13 protein-coding genes are annotated in these 13,635 nt (G+C 42.7%); 8 read left to right on the top strand and 5 right to left on the bottom strand.

Annotation, left to right across the window (positions count from 1 at the left end; translation table 11 throughout):
* Positions 1-2 precede the first annotated feature (2 nt).
* The 5 genes from rpsC (at position 3) to EYR97_RS10055 (ending at position 3,049) form a co-directional block, all read left to right on the top strand.
* A complete protein-coding gene (gene rpsC / locus EYR97_RS10075) occupies positions 3-707 on the top strand; it encodes a 30S ribosomal protein S3 (RefSeq protein WP_014947978.1) in 705 nt (234 codons plus the stop codon).
* 2 nt (positions 708-709) lie between these two features.
* A complete protein-coding gene (gene rplP / locus EYR97_RS10070) occupies positions 710-1,120 on the top strand; it encodes a 50S ribosomal protein L16 (RefSeq protein WP_014997065.1) in 411 nt (136 codons plus the stop codon).
* On the top strand, positions 1,120-1,311 hold the full coding sequence (gene rpmC / locus EYR97_RS10065; RefSeq protein WP_014947980.1) for a 50S ribosomal protein L29: 192 nt from the start codon (positions 1,120-1,122) through the stop codon (positions 1,309-1,311). Before rplP ends, rpmC begins: the two co-directional genes overlap by 1 nt.
* Positions 1,311-1,568: a 30S ribosomal protein S17 gene (rpsQ, locus tag EYR97_RS10060; protein WP_012516966.1), complete on the top strand. Its 258-nt coding sequence runs from the start codon at positions 1,311-1,313 to the stop codon at positions 1,566-1,568. Before rpmC ends, rpsQ begins: the two co-directional genes overlap by 1 nt.
* A 170-nt stretch (positions 1,569-1,738) precedes the next feature.
* Entirely contained in the window at positions 1,739-3,049 is a 1,311-nt protein-coding gene (locus EYR97_RS10055) for a 3-deoxy-D-manno-octulosonic acid transferase (protein WP_131093691.1), read from the top strand.
* A 304-nt stretch (positions 3,050-3,353) separates the two neighbouring features.
* On the opposite strand, the gene EYR97_RS10050 is transcribed toward EYR97_RS10055, so the two are convergent.
* Entirely contained in the window at positions 3,354-5,165 is a 1,812-nt protein-coding gene (locus EYR97_RS10050; protein WP_131093690.1) for a sodium:proton antiporter, read from the bottom strand.
* A 206-nt stretch (positions 5,166-5,371) separates the two neighbouring features.
* Here EYR97_RS10050 and EYR97_RS10045 point away from each other — a divergent pair, with 206 nt between their 5' ends.
* Positions 5,372-6,220: a hypothetical protein gene (locus tag EYR97_RS10045; protein ID WP_131093689.1), complete on the top strand. Its 849-nt coding sequence runs from the start codon at positions 5,372-5,374 to the stop codon at positions 6,218-6,220.
* A 139-nt stretch (positions 6,221-6,359) separates the two neighbouring features.
* Positions 6,360-6,947 carry a hypothetical protein gene (locus EYR97_RS10040; RefSeq protein WP_131093688.1) on the top strand — a complete coding sequence of 196 codons (588 nt, stop codon included), beginning with the start codon at positions 6,360-6,362 and terminating at the stop codon, positions 6,945-6,947.
* 102 nt (positions 6,948-7,049) lie between these two features.
* On the opposite strand, the gene EYR97_RS10035 is transcribed toward EYR97_RS10040, so the two are convergent.
* Positions 7,050-8,960 (bottom strand): methyl-accepting chemotaxis protein, encoded by a 1,911-nt coding sequence (locus EYR97_RS10035; RefSeq protein WP_131093687.1) that lies wholly within the window; start codon positions 8,958-8,960, stop codon positions 7,050-7,052.
* A 293-nt stretch (positions 8,961-9,253) separates the two neighbouring features.
* On the bottom strand, positions 9,254-11,440 hold the full coding sequence (locus EYR97_RS10030) for a M3 family metallopeptidase (protein ID WP_131093686.1): 2,187 nt from the start codon (positions 11,438-11,440) through the stop codon (positions 9,254-9,256).
* A gap of 257 nt (positions 11,441-11,697) precedes the next feature.
* Here EYR97_RS10030 and EYR97_RS10025 point away from each other — a divergent pair, with 257 nt between their 5' ends.
* Complete coding sequence (locus EYR97_RS10025) at positions 11,698-12,216, top strand: YgjV family protein (protein WP_131093685.1); 519 nt, start codon at positions 11,698-11,700, stop codon at positions 12,214-12,216.
* Positions 12,217-12,241: 25 nt separating this feature from the next.
* Here the strand turns inward: EYR97_RS10025 and EYR97_RS10020 are convergent, their stop codons facing one another.
* Together EYR97_RS10020 and purU are read right to left on the bottom strand one after the other, a co-directional pair.
* Entirely contained in the window at positions 12,242-12,496 is a 255-nt protein-coding gene (locus EYR97_RS10020; RefSeq protein ID WP_131093684.1) for a hypothetical protein, read from the bottom strand.
* Between the two features lie 149 nt (positions 12,497-12,645).
* Positions 12,646-13,500, bottom strand: a complete 855-nt coding sequence (gene purU, locus EYR97_RS10015; RefSeq protein ID WP_131093710.1) for a formyltetrahydrofolate deformylase — start codon at positions 13,498-13,500, stop codon at positions 12,646-12,648.
* Positions 13,501-13,635 lie beyond the last annotated feature (135 nt).

The following is a 13,635-nucleotide window of genomic DNA, read 5'->3' as shown; positions in this document are numbered from 1 at the left end:
TAATGGGACAGAAGGTACATCCTACAGGTATACGCCTGGGTATCAGCAAACCATGGACTTCTACCTGGTACGCTAATACTGCAGACTATGCAGACAACCTGTATAACGATCATCAGGTACGTCAGTATCTGACTAAGCAACTTAAGAACGCTTCACTTTCTAAAATCGTGATCGAGCGTCCTGCTAAGAGCATTCGTGTGACTATTCACACTGCTCGTCCAGGCGTTGTAATCGGTAAGAAAGGTGAAGACGTAGAAAAGCTGCGTAACTACGTATCTAAGCTAGCCGGTGTGCCAGCTCAGATCAACATCGCTGAAGTACGTAAGCCAGAGCTAGATGGTCAGTTAGTAGCTGATAGCATCTCTAGCCAGCTAGAGCGTCGTGTTATGTTCCGTCGTGCGATGAAGCGCGCAGTACAAAACGCAATGCGTCTAGGCGCGAAAGGTATCAAAGTTGAAGTTAGCGGCCGTTTGGGCGGTGCAGAAATTGCACGTTCTGAGTGGTACCGCGAAGGTCGCGTTCCTCTGCACACATTCCGTGCAGATATCGATTACGCAACCTCTGAAGCGTCAACTACTTACGGTATCATCGGCGTTAAAGTATGGATCTTCAAAGGTGAAGTTCTAGGTGGTCTACCTACAACTCAAGAGCAAGCACCAGCTGCTCAACCTAAGAAGAAAGGCCGCAACGCTAAGCGAGAGGGCTAATCATGTTACAACCAAAACGCATGAAGTTCCGTAAGATGCACAAAGGCCGCAACCGCGGTTTAGCAGCGGGTAATACTGTTGCCTTTGGTACTTACGGCCTTAAAGCAGTTGGCCGTGGTCGAATGACTGCGCGCCAAATCGAAGCAGCGCGTCGTGCTATGACTCGTCACGTTAAACGTCAAGGTAAAATTTGGATTCGAGTTTTCCCTGACAAGCCAATTACTGAGAAGCCTCTAGAAGTGCGTCAAGGTAAAGGTAAAGGTAACGTTGAGTACTGGGTATGCCAAATTCAGCCTGGTCGTGTTTTGTACGAGATGGAAGGTGTTCCTGAAGCTCTTGCACGCGAAGCGTTTGAATTGGCGGCGGCTAAACTGCCATTTAAAACAACCTTTGTAACTCGGACGGTGATGTAATGAAAGCGACTGAACTGAAAGAAAAAAGCGTAGAAGAGCTGAACGCAGAGTTGATTAACCTGCTACGCGAACAGTTCAACCTGCGCATGCAGCACACAACAGGTCAGCTTGAAAAAACTGATCAGTTGAGAAAAGTACGTCGTAACATCGCGCGTGTTAAAACCATTCTGACTCAAAAGGCTGATGCGTAATGACTGAGCAAAAAATTCGTACAGTACAAGGTCGTGTGGTTAGCAACAAGATGGATAAAACCATCACTGTTGTAGTTGAACGTTTTGTTAAGCACCCAATCTACGGGAAGTTCATCAAGCGCTCTACTAAGCTTCACGCCCACGACGAAAACAACGTGTGCAACCAAGGTGACGTAGTAACAGTACGTGAATGTCGCCCGCTATCTAAGAATAAATCTTGGATGCTAGTTGACGTTGTTGAAAAAGCTGGCGTTTAATCGCTAACTTTTTTAAAAGTCTTAAAAAAGCCGCTTTCGAGCGGCTTTTTTGTTTGTCTTTTTGATAGTTTTATTACTCACGTGTTATAACCTTTCTATTATTTTTTGCGCTCAATAAATAGGTTCAGTTACCTATCTATTTGCCTTATCCCCTAATGAAGGAAGTCTTTATGTTTGATGCCGAGCGTAGCGGCTACAAACCTACTTTTTTGGATGAGTTATGTAGGTATGCTTACACGCTAGCCCTTACACTCATCATTCCCATTATTGTTACTGTTAACTTCGTTCAAAGTTTTAGGGACAAAGATAAAAATACACATAGAGGCTTACAAAGGTTTGGTGTTGTACCGAAACCAAAGGATGTTGGTGGCTATTTAGTGCATTGTGTTTCGGTTGGTGAGGTAGTAGCAGCTTCGTGTCTAATAAAGCGGATCAAGCAGGACACGCCACATATACCTGTAACCATTACGACAACAACGGTAACTGGTGCTGCTAGAGTAAAAGCGCTATTTGGTGAGAGTGTTCAACATTTTTACTTACCTTATGACTTACCCGTAGTTATGTCTACCATGTTGTCACGTATTCAACCCAAAACAGTGTTAATTACAGAAGTCGAACTTTGGCCTAACTTGATCCACGCTTGCTGGAAAAAGCAGATAGCTTGCATTGTAGTGAACGCACGTATGACTGATAGGTCAGCCAAGCGATACAATAAAGTAGCTAAACTGTTTACACCCATGGTGAACAAACTGTCACATATCTGTGCACAGGGGCAGCGCGATTTTGACAACTACTTAAGACTAGGTGCGGCTTACAATCAATTAACTCTTACGAATAATATTAAGTTTGATCAAGTCGCATCTGCCAGAGCGTCTCAGGTGGGATTTATGGGGTTAGAACAATACACTAGACCTGTGATAGTGGCAGGCAGTACACATGATCCTGAAGAGGAAATATTAATAAGTGCTATGAACGAATTGTGGCAATCGAACCCACATATTGTATTAGTGATTGTTCCACGGCACCCACAGCGCTTCGATATTGTTGCTAGCTTTCTTGAAGAAAGTAGTGTTCCTTTTGTTAGAAGCTCACAAGCTCAGCAATTACCTATAAACACCAATGTAATTCTGGTCGACGAAATGGGAAGGTTGAACGACGCCTACTCGGTTGCCTACTGCGCATTTGTAGGTGGCTCTATTGCAAATAGAGGGGGTCACAACGCCCTTGAACCGGCTGCGTTTTCAACACCTATTTTGATGGGACCGCATACCTATAATAACCCAGAAATTTGCGCCTATTTAAAAGCATGTGGGGCATTGCAATCGGTAACCGATGCGCATGATATTGCCAACTGGATCAGGAAGTGGATTGATGAGCCCAAAAGTCATCAAAAAGCAGGGCTATCTGCCAAGAAAGTGCTATCAGACAATAGTGGTGCGGTGGAAAAAACACTTCGCTGCATAATCAATGTCAATAAGTGAATTGTGTTTTTATTATAGCTGTAAGGTGTTGTATTTGAATGAAATATGAACCCCTTGATGGTGCGTGCCTGCACCTAAATTGCCCTAATTGAATTGGGTAAAGCGCGCTTAAAGCGCACCGTAAATTGCTATGTTTTTGAATTTTATAGTTAAAGTAAATCTGGCTTGCTTGTTGCAAACAAAAAGGCGACAGCGTAATGGCCGTAAAATATTAACAACAAAGCTCTCATATTAGAGCACTCATGTTACGCGTTTTCCAGGGAGAGGCCTCCTGCCAATGGGCAGGAGGTTTTCTTGTTTAAAGTCACACCGCTTTGTCTGCCTCATCTCTTTCGGGCTCAATTAGTCCAATAATTTTCCAACCAGCTTTTGGCGTTAGTGTGTTGCCATTGATAAACGTATAGCTTTTACCATCACCATTAATTGCAATAAGTGGGGTGGTTCTGTCTTGATACTGTTTAAGGTAATGCTCGTAGGTAAACTCTTCGGATAGTCGAGTTGTTTTGACAGTCGCGCCTCGTGCTATTGCAGATGCTAGATATCCGTATGTGACGCCTTCGTCAAACAACGTAAGCTTCTTAGCATATTGTTGACTAACTCGGTGGCTAGGGCGAGTGGACTGTTCATTATTAGTCAACGCCCACACTTTGTCTTTGCCTAATGTATATTCAAAATGATAAGCAATTAAAGGATTTAACTGCTTATAAGGTGACATGATGAGGACAGTTCCAAACGTGCTCATCTCAAGGTGTCGCGCAGCATGGTCTGACATTGGGTTGCCAAAATAAACCGGAATATCAGCCATACGCGCTTCTCTAATTGCGTCCCAGTTAGTATCGGAAATAGTGACATCTAACTTTTGTTTGATCATTTCACTGGCAAGCATTCGGTTAAACTTGCTACCACCAAACATCAAATAGCCTGTAGGCGCAGGTGCGCGAACCTTGAGTAAACTGGCAACAGTTCGCGAGGTTAAGCTTTGCACTACTACGGTGGCAATTATTACCATAAACACGATAGGTACTATAATACTCGCACCTTCGTAACCAATTTCTTCTAGTTTTAAAGAGAATAAAGCTGAGACCGCGGCTGCGACAATTCCCCTTGGCGCAATCCAACTAAGGAGTGCTAATTCACTCAATTTTAGTCCAGTACCTACAGATGAGGCTAATACTGATAGCGGTCTGGCGATAAACATAATCGCGCCTAGTACAATTACTGACCCCCAACCAACATCAACAATAGAGTCAAGATTGAGGCGGGTAGCAAGTAATATGAACAAACCTGATATCAGTAAAACACTTAGGGTTTCTTTGAATTCCAAGATGTCTTCCACATCTACATCTTTCATGTTTGCCAGCACCATTCCTGCAATCGTAACTGCAAGGAGGCCAGATTCATGGGCAACATAATTAGAGGCGGCGAAAATTCCCAGTATTATGGTTAATACCGCGGTGTTTAATAAGTAATGCGGTACCCATTCTTTTCGAATAGAAAGACCGAGTAAGTAACCAAAAGTTAAACCTAAGAATGAACCGATACCGATTGTTTTGCCAAAAGCAATAAGTGTATGGGTAATTGCTGTTTCCTGAGACGCGACAATAAATTCGAATACTAAAACCGCAAGCAGTGCACCAATTGGGTCTATAACGATGCCTTCCCAGCGCAGAATATTAGCTAAATTGGTTTTCGGTCGTACGGTACGTAACATGGGAACAATCACCGTTGGCCCAGTTACAGTAACGATAGCGCCGAATAAAAATGACAATTGCCATGAAAGAGAAAGGCTGAAATGCGCTGCTGTGGCAGCAACAAGCCAGGTAACAAGAACACCTATTGAACATAGGTTCCTCACCATATTGCCGTGTCCGGCAATGTCACTAAATTTTAGTGTAAGCGAACCTTCAAATAGAATAATAGCAACTGACAGGGAAACTACAGGGAATAATAAGTCGCCAAACAGTGTATCTGCATTGAGCATGCCAAATACTGGGCCAACCACAATGCCTACAATCAGCAAAGGCAAAATGGCTGGAAGCCTAATTTTATAGGCTAAGAATTGACAACCTATAGATAGTAAACCTACGGCGACAAGTGAAAGAAGTGGGTCAGACAAAGGTACATCCTTAACGTATTAATATTATTCCATAGCGGTTTAGCCTAAGCATTTCTTTAACCTAGGTCTAATGAAAGTTAACACTCAGTATACGTGAGCATATTCAGTTTAGACCAACGTACAGAATTACGCTCTTAACTACACGATGACGTCATACATCTCTGATACTATTTTCTTGCTTTGCTTTTTTCTATTTGGAGTCCTCGTTGTTTAAGCGTATTCGATTTTCTTTTGTGCTTTTTGCCAGTGTAGTGTTATCTGCCTGTGCGATGTATTTGCCAAAGCCAAGCTCACAACTCTCGATCGAGGAGCATATTTTATTACCTGAAGCGCTATCTGAAACATCGGGGCTTTATTGTGAGTCTGATAAGCTGTTGTCCATTAATGATTCTGGGAATGCACCGGTTATCCATCAGGTAGAACAAGATGGCAGTATTTCCAAGCAATATGATGTTGCATTAGTGAACAATGACTGGGAAGCAATAACGGCCAACGAGACTGCATTCTATATTGCTGATGTGGGCAATAATAATGGTAAGCGTGAATGGCTAAGTATTTATAAAATTGATCGGAAGAACTTAACAGATATACAAAAGATCCACATAAAGTATGCTGCAAATAGTGTTACTGGCAACATACCTTATGCACACGATTTCGACAGTGAAGCAATGATCAAACTGGATGACAGCTTAGTCTTATTCTCGAAGAGTTGGCGCACTGGAATAACAAAGGTCTACCGTATTAACGAAAGTGAGTTAGAGCAGACATTATCACCGTTCGCATCGATAAGTGGACTACCTGGGGTTATTACAGGGGCTGATTTTGATAAGACGCGAAATGTATTTGTTGTAGTAGGGTATAAGTCTGATCCATTTGGTAATTTCTCAGCATTTTTAGCACAAATATCTCAAGATTTTACAATAGACAATGTGTGGCCATTGAAAGGTTATAAGCAGGTAGAAGGTGTTTGCGTGGATACTAAGGGGCATTACTGGTTTAGCGAAGAAGCAACGAAAGGAAGAGGTGCATCGCTGTCAAAAGGAAAAATATTATAACTAACGAGTTTATAGCTACTTAGTTATTTTTCATTGGGTATTAGTAGAATGGCTAATACCCAAAGTTATTATTTACTGTCTATACTTGAATTGTGAAGTGAAAAAGCAGTCTTCAACCACAAGTATTAAGGCGGTGAAAATGCGGCGTTTCTCTCAATTCTATCTCGCTTTTTGTGCGGTCCCATTCTTACTTATTGTAAGTGATGTTAATGCTGATGTAGTTGAAGAAACCGAGCGTTGGCTGAATAAATACAGCAACAGTGATGATTCATTTTCACTCTCATTGATAAAGAACAAGATTCAATTTAAAGGGTGTAAACAAAAGCAATATCAGTTGGCGTTGAATAAGCGTATTGGTTCTATGTTTAACGTTGAAGGCATAGTGCACTACAACAAAGGGCTGTTGGATTACGGTGTATTGTCTCAGAGGGTAAAAAGCCACGAATACGAAGTGGTTAGTTGGTGGGATTCGGGTGATTATCGTATTGGTCTAAGCCACAAAATACGCCCTCAGCACGAAATCTCACTGCCTGTTGCCGACAGTATTCAACTCCCCACCAGTATTACATCTGGGCTTTATGTCCAATTTCCTTTTAACGAAGATAGCCATCTTCTTACTATTGGGGCGCTTAGAGAATCATGGGATAGTAATGATGCTTCTATCTCTCTTCCTTGGCGCTCGAGCAGAGATAATCAAGTGACCCTACAATACGCCATTGCGTTTTAGTGCAGGCATAGCCACGCTTTCTTATGTAGGTAACAAAAAAGGAGCACTCACTAGAGTGCTCCTTTAGAGTCGTTTAGTTTGTGCAGTAAATGCCTGTGCTTGTTATAACTTAAAGCGACTGACTTCTGCTGAAAGCTCATGGGCAAGTTCGTCAAGCTTATCGCTTACACTCACAAGTATCTGTGTTGCGTTGAGTGTTTCTTCGCTCGACAAACTAATATCATTAATGTTTCTACTGATATCTTCTACCACTGTCGACTGCTCTTCTGTGGCGCTGGCAACTTGTGTATTTACGTCGTTAATATGTGCAATCTCATCAGCGATATCTTGTAATAGCTTGTCAATTTCTCCAGTAGAAGCAACCATGGCTTCCGTTTGTGAGCGACTCTCTTCCATTTGTGAAACGGCAGATTTTGAGTCTTGCTGAAATTTATCAATTTTTACTTGAATTTCATCGGTTGCCTGAGCTGCGCGCTGGGCTAGTGTACGAACCTCATCGGCAACAACAGAAAAACCTCTGCCATGATCCCCAGCACGAGCCGCTTCAATCGCCGCATTAAGAGCCAGTAGATTCGTTTGTTCCGAAATTCCGCGAATGGTATCCAATATTCCACCAATGGCGGCAGTGTGCTCATCTAATGACTGTATAACGCGAGACACGTCTTGTATTTGAGACGACAATCCTTGAATGTCATTAACCGCTCGCTGAGTAATAGCTCTACCTTGAGCTGAGTTTTTCGTAGCAAGGTTGGCATTTTGTGCAGCAAGTGTGGCCGACTGTGCGACTTCATGTACTGTACTGCCCATTTGAGTTAACGCGGCAGCAGCCTGAAGGGTTTGATCCCGTTGACTTTTGGTCGAGTACTCAGTTTGCTGAGACTGCTTTGCAACGTCTTCAGCTGAAGCTTGTAATGCATGGCTGGTTTTAGCTACCTGCGAGATTGTGCCGTGAAGGTGATCAATGAAATTATTAAAGCCTTCAACTAAACGCGCTATTTCTTTTTGCTCAGGCATCGGAATACGAGAGCGAAGATCACCTTGTCCTTGCCCTAACTGCTGGAATACTTCTGCTAGTGACTCAAGAGGTTTGGTTAAGCTTCCTGCCAGCCAAATACCAATAAGTGCAAACGCACCTGCAATAGTTATGGCCCACATAATAATTTGACGACTGCCAGCATTAATAGATGCATAAAGTTCGTGTTCTGGCACTTGCGCAACAACGTACCAACCTGCTTTTTCTACGAATGTACTGGCAAAGAGCATGGTTCCGTCGTCTTGCTCACTGGTTGCCATTGCAAAATCTCTTTTGGTCAGCAATTTATTGGCTGCGCTAGTATCGCTGACAGAGGCAAGCTTGGCTTTCCCGAGCAATGAGGTGTTGGGGTGGGCAATGATAGTTCCGTTGCCATCCACTAGATAAATAAATCCGGTTTTCGCAATTTTTACGGCATTGATGATACTCAGCAGTTCATCCACTGATTTCGCCACACCAGACATGCCCCGACCATTCACCTGCTGGTAATTGGCGAATAAACGATATCCTTGGTTGGGCTCATTATAGAGGCTTAGTGATATTGGCTCGCCACTGTCTTTGTACGCGAAGAACCATCCATCAAGCGCGTCGTTTTGTAAAACACGTAAGAAACCGTCTTGGTTCCAGTACTTGTAAGTTGTTCTATCGACGAAAGAAGCGACGGTTAAGTCGTTGAAGTTTACTACGTCATTGAGAAAACTGAGTAATCTGCGTTCGCCATTTTTGTCTGCGCCATTTTCTGACCACGCAAGAATATCTGGGTTAGATGCAATACTATGGGCAACGGTGAGCATAACACTGGCTTCGCGGTCAACGCGATTGCCAACTTGTTGCAACAGTGCCGGAAGTTGGAGTTTTTCTACGTTCTCTTTTACAAGGTCTCGCGCAATCCATTGACTAATTGACCCTACTAATATGGCGGCAGCTAACACCGCAATCATAAGAGAGATGATGAGTTTTTGTTTTATACTGAAAGTCATGACTTTCGACCACGTTTAGTTGATACAGAAATATGACGTGGCATTGCAGGCACCGCAACGTCTGGATATAGTCTAGTAATATATTTACTAGCCACTACGTAATCGCATTATTATTTTTTTCTTACGTAGGTGTTTTATCGACCTTATTTCAACAAAGTTTAATCTTTGATTTTTAAACAGGTACCGATTGATTGTGCGGCAAAACTGACTAAAGGGTCAACAAAAAAAAGCCACTGCGTATCAGTGGCTTTACATTCTAGTAACTTCTTAAATGATTAAAATTATCTAAAAACTTACTCAGAAGCGTCTTTAGGCGCTGGAAATCCACGGTCTCGCATTAACGCATCAACTTTTGCATCTCGTCCACGGAACTTACGGTAGGCTTCTTCTGGATCCATTGCGTTACGTACAGAGAATAGATACTTTACCAATCTATCGCCTACTTCCTTATCGTAGAAACCACCAGGTGCTTCCATAAAGGCTTCTGCAGCATCAGCAGTAAGCACTTCTGCCCACATGTAACCATAATAAGCAGCGGCATAGCCTTCACCCGAAAATACATGACCAAAGTGCGGAGAGCGGTGGCGCATAACAATTTCTTCAGGCATGCCGAGCTTGTTCAGCTCTTCTCGCTCAAAGGTATCGGGTTCAATCTTGCTTGGATCGGTCGTGTGATATTTCAGATCCATTATTGCAGATGCCATATACTCGGTCGTTTTGAAGCCTTCGTTAAACGTGGCAGCTTTTTTAATTTTCTCTACTAAGGAAGCAGGAATTGGTTCGCCTGTTTCATGGTGTACCAAAAATTGGTTGATAACTTCATCGGTGGTTAACCAACGTTCAAGAAGTTGTGATTGAAACTCGGTGTAATCGCGAACACCAGAATGTGAAGAGGGGTATTTCACATCAGACGATAAGAAATGTAGTGCGTGACCAAATTCATGGAAGTAAGTTTCTGCATCATCCCATGAAATAAGTGTTGCTTCGCCATCTGCACCTTTCACAAAGTTAGAGTTATTTGAAGAAAGCACAGTTTTCTTTCCATCAAACGTTGTATAAGAGCGATAGGTTGTTGCCCACGCACCAGAGCGCTTACCTTTTCTTGAGAATGGGTCTAGATACCATAAACCAATGTGTTCACCAGAGTCCTTGTCGGTCACTTCCCAAACTTTTACGTCTTCGTGGAATACCGGCACTTTACCTTCTTCTACAGGCGTAAAGTTAAAGTTAAACAGGCGACCAGCAACATAGAACATAGCTTCGCGCAACTTATCAAGCTGTAGGTACTGTTTAACTTCGTTAGAATCTAAATCGTATTTGGCTTGACGTACTTTTTCTGCGTAAAAGCGATAGTCCCAAGGTTCGATAGTGATATCGGCGCCTTCTTTATCGGCTATGGCTTGCATGTCAGCCACTTCTTCTTCAACTCGGGCAATTGCCGAAGGCCATACCTTCATCATAAGACCCATGGCGTTGTCTGGGTTTTTAGCCATGCGATCTTCTAGTCGCCACTGTGCGTAATTTTCGTAACCCAGCAGTTCAACACGTTCATCGCGCAGTGTGAGAATACGTTTGATGATTTCGTTGTTGTCAAAATCATCGGCGTTATCACCGCGGTTGTAGTAAGTTCGCCATACTGTTTCTCGCAGCTCTCGGTTTGTCGAGTATGTTAAGAACGGGTCCATTGATGAACGAGTGTTAGTGATTGCATACTTACCTTCTTCGCCACGCGATTCAGCAGCTGCCTTTGCTGCTTTTACAAATGACTCAGGTAGGCCACCTAACTGTTCTTCGGTGATGTAGGTTACGTAGTTTTCTTCATCCGCTAGGATATTATTTGAAAATTTCGTGTGTAGCGTGGCAAGTTCTTCGTTAATTTCAGCATAACGCTTTTTCGCCTCGCCATCGAGCGTCGCACCGTTTCGCGCAAAGCCGTTATATGTCATCCACGTAATACGCTGCTCTTCTGGCGTCAACGTTTGCATTTCTTCAGACTCATATACCGCTTTTACACGCGCAAACAACTTTTCATTTTGCGTAATCTGAGTGAAAAAAGCAGACAGTTTAGGAGACATTTCCGCTTGTATTTCACGAAATTCTGAACTCGATTTGTTTGAGCTCCAAATACCGTAATAAGTAAACACACGGCTGAGTTCTGCGCCGGCACGTTCCATTTCGACAATAACGTTCTCAAATGTTGGTGGCGCTTCATTGTTGGCAATAGCTTCAATTTCCTGAAGGTTTAACACCATCGCTTGCTCAAGAGCAGGCTTCAAGTCTTCTAGCTTCATTTTGTCAAACGCAGGTACACCACCGTAAGGACCTGTGAATTCTTGAAGCAGAATATTGTCCGATTGTACTTGTTGTGTACTCGCTGCATTTGGCGCGTCAGTGCTTGTCGTTTCAGGTGGTTGTTGTGAACATGCGCCTAATGCAACAACAACTGCTATTGCCGTAAGCGATGATTTAAATTTACCCATTATATTTCCTGTCTTTTGTTGTGGTTTGTATTTAACAGTGCATGCATCATCTTAAGGCAATGTAAAAGTAAGTTAAATGTTCTTTAACGTAATTCGACGCTATACAACGGTTTAAGATACTTGTCGAAAGGACATGCCATTCGTCGAAATTGAGCAAATTTTGATTGGCTTTAGTTCGGTTCAAAACTACACTGCGCGCCTTATTTGATGTCGCTTCCCAGGCGAAATATTCCAACTCGTATTTTAAGTGAAACACTATGTTTGAGTTCTCTCTTCACGCATTGCCGGTTGCATTTGCATTAGCTTCGTTTTGGTCAAATACCGAACGCAAGTTACTTATGCTAAATCTAGGGTTATGTGTGGCAATTGGTGCCTTGTTGGCATTTGAACACGCATGGGGAGGCGTAGTGGTAATCACAGTTGCAGGTTTGAGTACCAGTTACCGATTAATTAAGCAAAAGCTACTTACACCAATAGCTACGTACATCACATTAATCTCTATGATGTGCATAGTACTTACTATTAATAATTTAACGGGTAAAACGTCACTCATTGAAACGATGCCAGTATTTACCTTCATGGCGTATCGCTTTGGTGAATTACACTGTAAAGAAGCGGGTTTACGAGTTTGTATGATAATTGGTTCGTTGAACTTCACCTTGTACGGCATTATTACGCAAACGTGGGGCCTTGCAATTACAGAGGCTCTCTTTGCATTGTCGAATATGTGGTATTACTTAAAATTAAGGCGGGCACTGGGTGTAAGCCCTGTATAGGTTAACCGCTAAATTCAACAAAAAGTTAAATGTTTTGAATGTGTTTAGGCTCGTGTTTGCTTTTGCGCTTTAAAGCATTGTTTTCGCGGGTGACAAACAAGAACGTTAAGTACATTTTTGTGGGTAGTGACATAGCTAACCCAACCGCCATGAAAAAGGCGCCTATAACAATTCCTGTCACCCCCATGGTTTCAGGTAGCGTTGAGTAGCTGACGATGTAATGACCAAGCAAAAATAATGCAATTCCTATTGCCATTATCCACTTTAATATTGTAATCATTGTCGTTTCTTCCCAACTAGATGTATTCACTATCAGTTTAGGAAGTTATGGCCAGTGCGTGTTGATGTAGGTCATGAATATTGGTGAAACAAAAGGGGATGAGCATCCCCTTTAGGTGTTAAAAGGTATACGGTAACAAATAGCTAGACTTAGGCAAATACAACGGTTTTGTTTCGGTGAATAATTACCCTGTCTTCTAAATGGTAGCGAACGCCATGTGCAAGCGCATTTACTTCACAGTCTTTACCTTTTCGTACCATATCTGCAGCACTATCACTGTGGCTGATTCGTTTTACGCTTTGTTCGATAATGGGGCCTTCATCTAAGTCTTTTGTGACATAGTGACAGGTAGCACCAATCAGTTTAACACCGCGATCGTAGGCTTGTTGATAAGGCTTTGCACCCGCAAAACTAGGTAAAAAGCTGTGATGAATATTAATGGCTTTACCTTGAAGCTCCTGACACAGCGAGTCGGGTAGTATCTGCATAAAACGCGCAAGTACAGTTAAGTCAATTTTGTACTCTTGTAATAGCGTTGAAATCTGAGCAAATGCTGCTTCTTTACCCAGCGCTTTAAAATCGACCCAATGAAAGGGTACTTTGTACCAGTCGGCAAATTGCTTCATCTGCGGGTGGTTGGCAATAATGACAGGAATGTCACAGTGTAGTTCGCCTGTATGCCAGCGGTGTAACAGGTCAACTAAACAGTGAGACTCTAAACTTGCCAGTAGCGCAACGCGTTGCTTTTTATTGGAATCGCTCAGCTTCCAATTCATTTGATACTCATTGGCAAGCGGAGCAAATGCATCGACAAAGCTTTGATGATCAAGCTTTAACGAATCGGTACTGATTTCGTGGCGCATAAAAAAGCGGCCTGTTTGTAGGTCAGTATGATGGCTTGCTTCTACTATTGTTGCGTTGTGATCAGCAAGAAACTGAGACACGCTGGCGACAAGTCCTATTTGATCGGGACAATCGATCACTAATCTGAAGGTTTGTTGCATGGAAATAATATGATTCGAAAAACAGTCCACCTTTTTACCGCTGCACGTTTATTAAGTAAAGTGCTTAAATGGCTGGGTGTCAGGTTTATTTCGAATAACTCATAATTGTGACGTTAACTCATGGCCGAAAGGCGA

This window comes from Alteromonas sp. KUL42 (assembly GCF_006538325.1).
GTDB lineage: Bacteria > Pseudomonadota > Gammaproteobacteria > Enterobacterales > Alteromonadaceae > Alteromonas.
Note: the sequence above shows the minus strand (reverse complement) of the source record. Positions and strands in the feature narration are given on the sequence as shown.

Excerpts from the sequence above, each read along its gene's own strand:
- rpsC (WP_014947978.1), top strand. The coding sequence starts at position 3 with ATGGGACAGAAGGTACATCCTACAGGTATACGCCTGGGTATCAGCAAA.
- rplP (WP_014997065.1), top strand. The coding sequence starts at position 710 with ATGTTACAACCAAAACGCATGAAGTTCCGTAAGATGCACAAAGGCCGC.
- rpmC (WP_014947980.1), top strand. The coding sequence starts at position 1,120 with ATGAAAGCGACTGAACTGAAAGAAAAAAGCGTAGAAGAGCTGAACGCA.
- rpsQ (WP_012516966.1), top strand. The coding sequence starts at position 1,311 with ATGACTGAGCAAAAAATTCGTACAGTACAAGGTCGTGTGGTTAGCAAC.
- EYR97_RS10055 (WP_131093691.1), top strand. The coding sequence starts at position 1,739 with ATGTTTGATGCCGAGCGTAGCGGCTACAAACCTACTTTTTTGGATGAG.
- EYR97_RS10040 (WP_131093688.1), top strand. The coding sequence starts at position 6,360 with ATGCGGCGTTTCTCTCAATTCTATCTCGCTTTTTGTGCGGTCCCATTC.
- EYR97_RS10035 (WP_131093687.1), bottom strand. The coding sequence starts at position 8,960 with ATGACTTTCAGTATAAAACAAAAACTCATCATCTCTCTTATGATTGCG.
- EYR97_RS10030 (WP_131093686.1), bottom strand. The coding sequence starts at position 11,440 with ATGGGTAAATTTAAATCATCGCTTACGGCAATAGCAGTTGTTGTTGCA.
- EYR97_RS10025 (WP_131093685.1), top strand. The coding sequence starts at position 11,698 with ATGTTTGAGTTCTCTCTTCACGCATTGCCGGTTGCATTTGCATTAGCT.
- EYR97_RS10020 (WP_131093684.1), bottom strand. The coding sequence starts at position 12,496 with ATGATTACAATATTAAAGTGGATAATGGCAATAGGAATTGCATTATTT.
- purU (WP_131093710.1), bottom strand. The coding sequence starts at position 13,500 with ATGCAACAAACCTTCAGATTAGTGATCGATTGTCCCGATCAAATAGGA.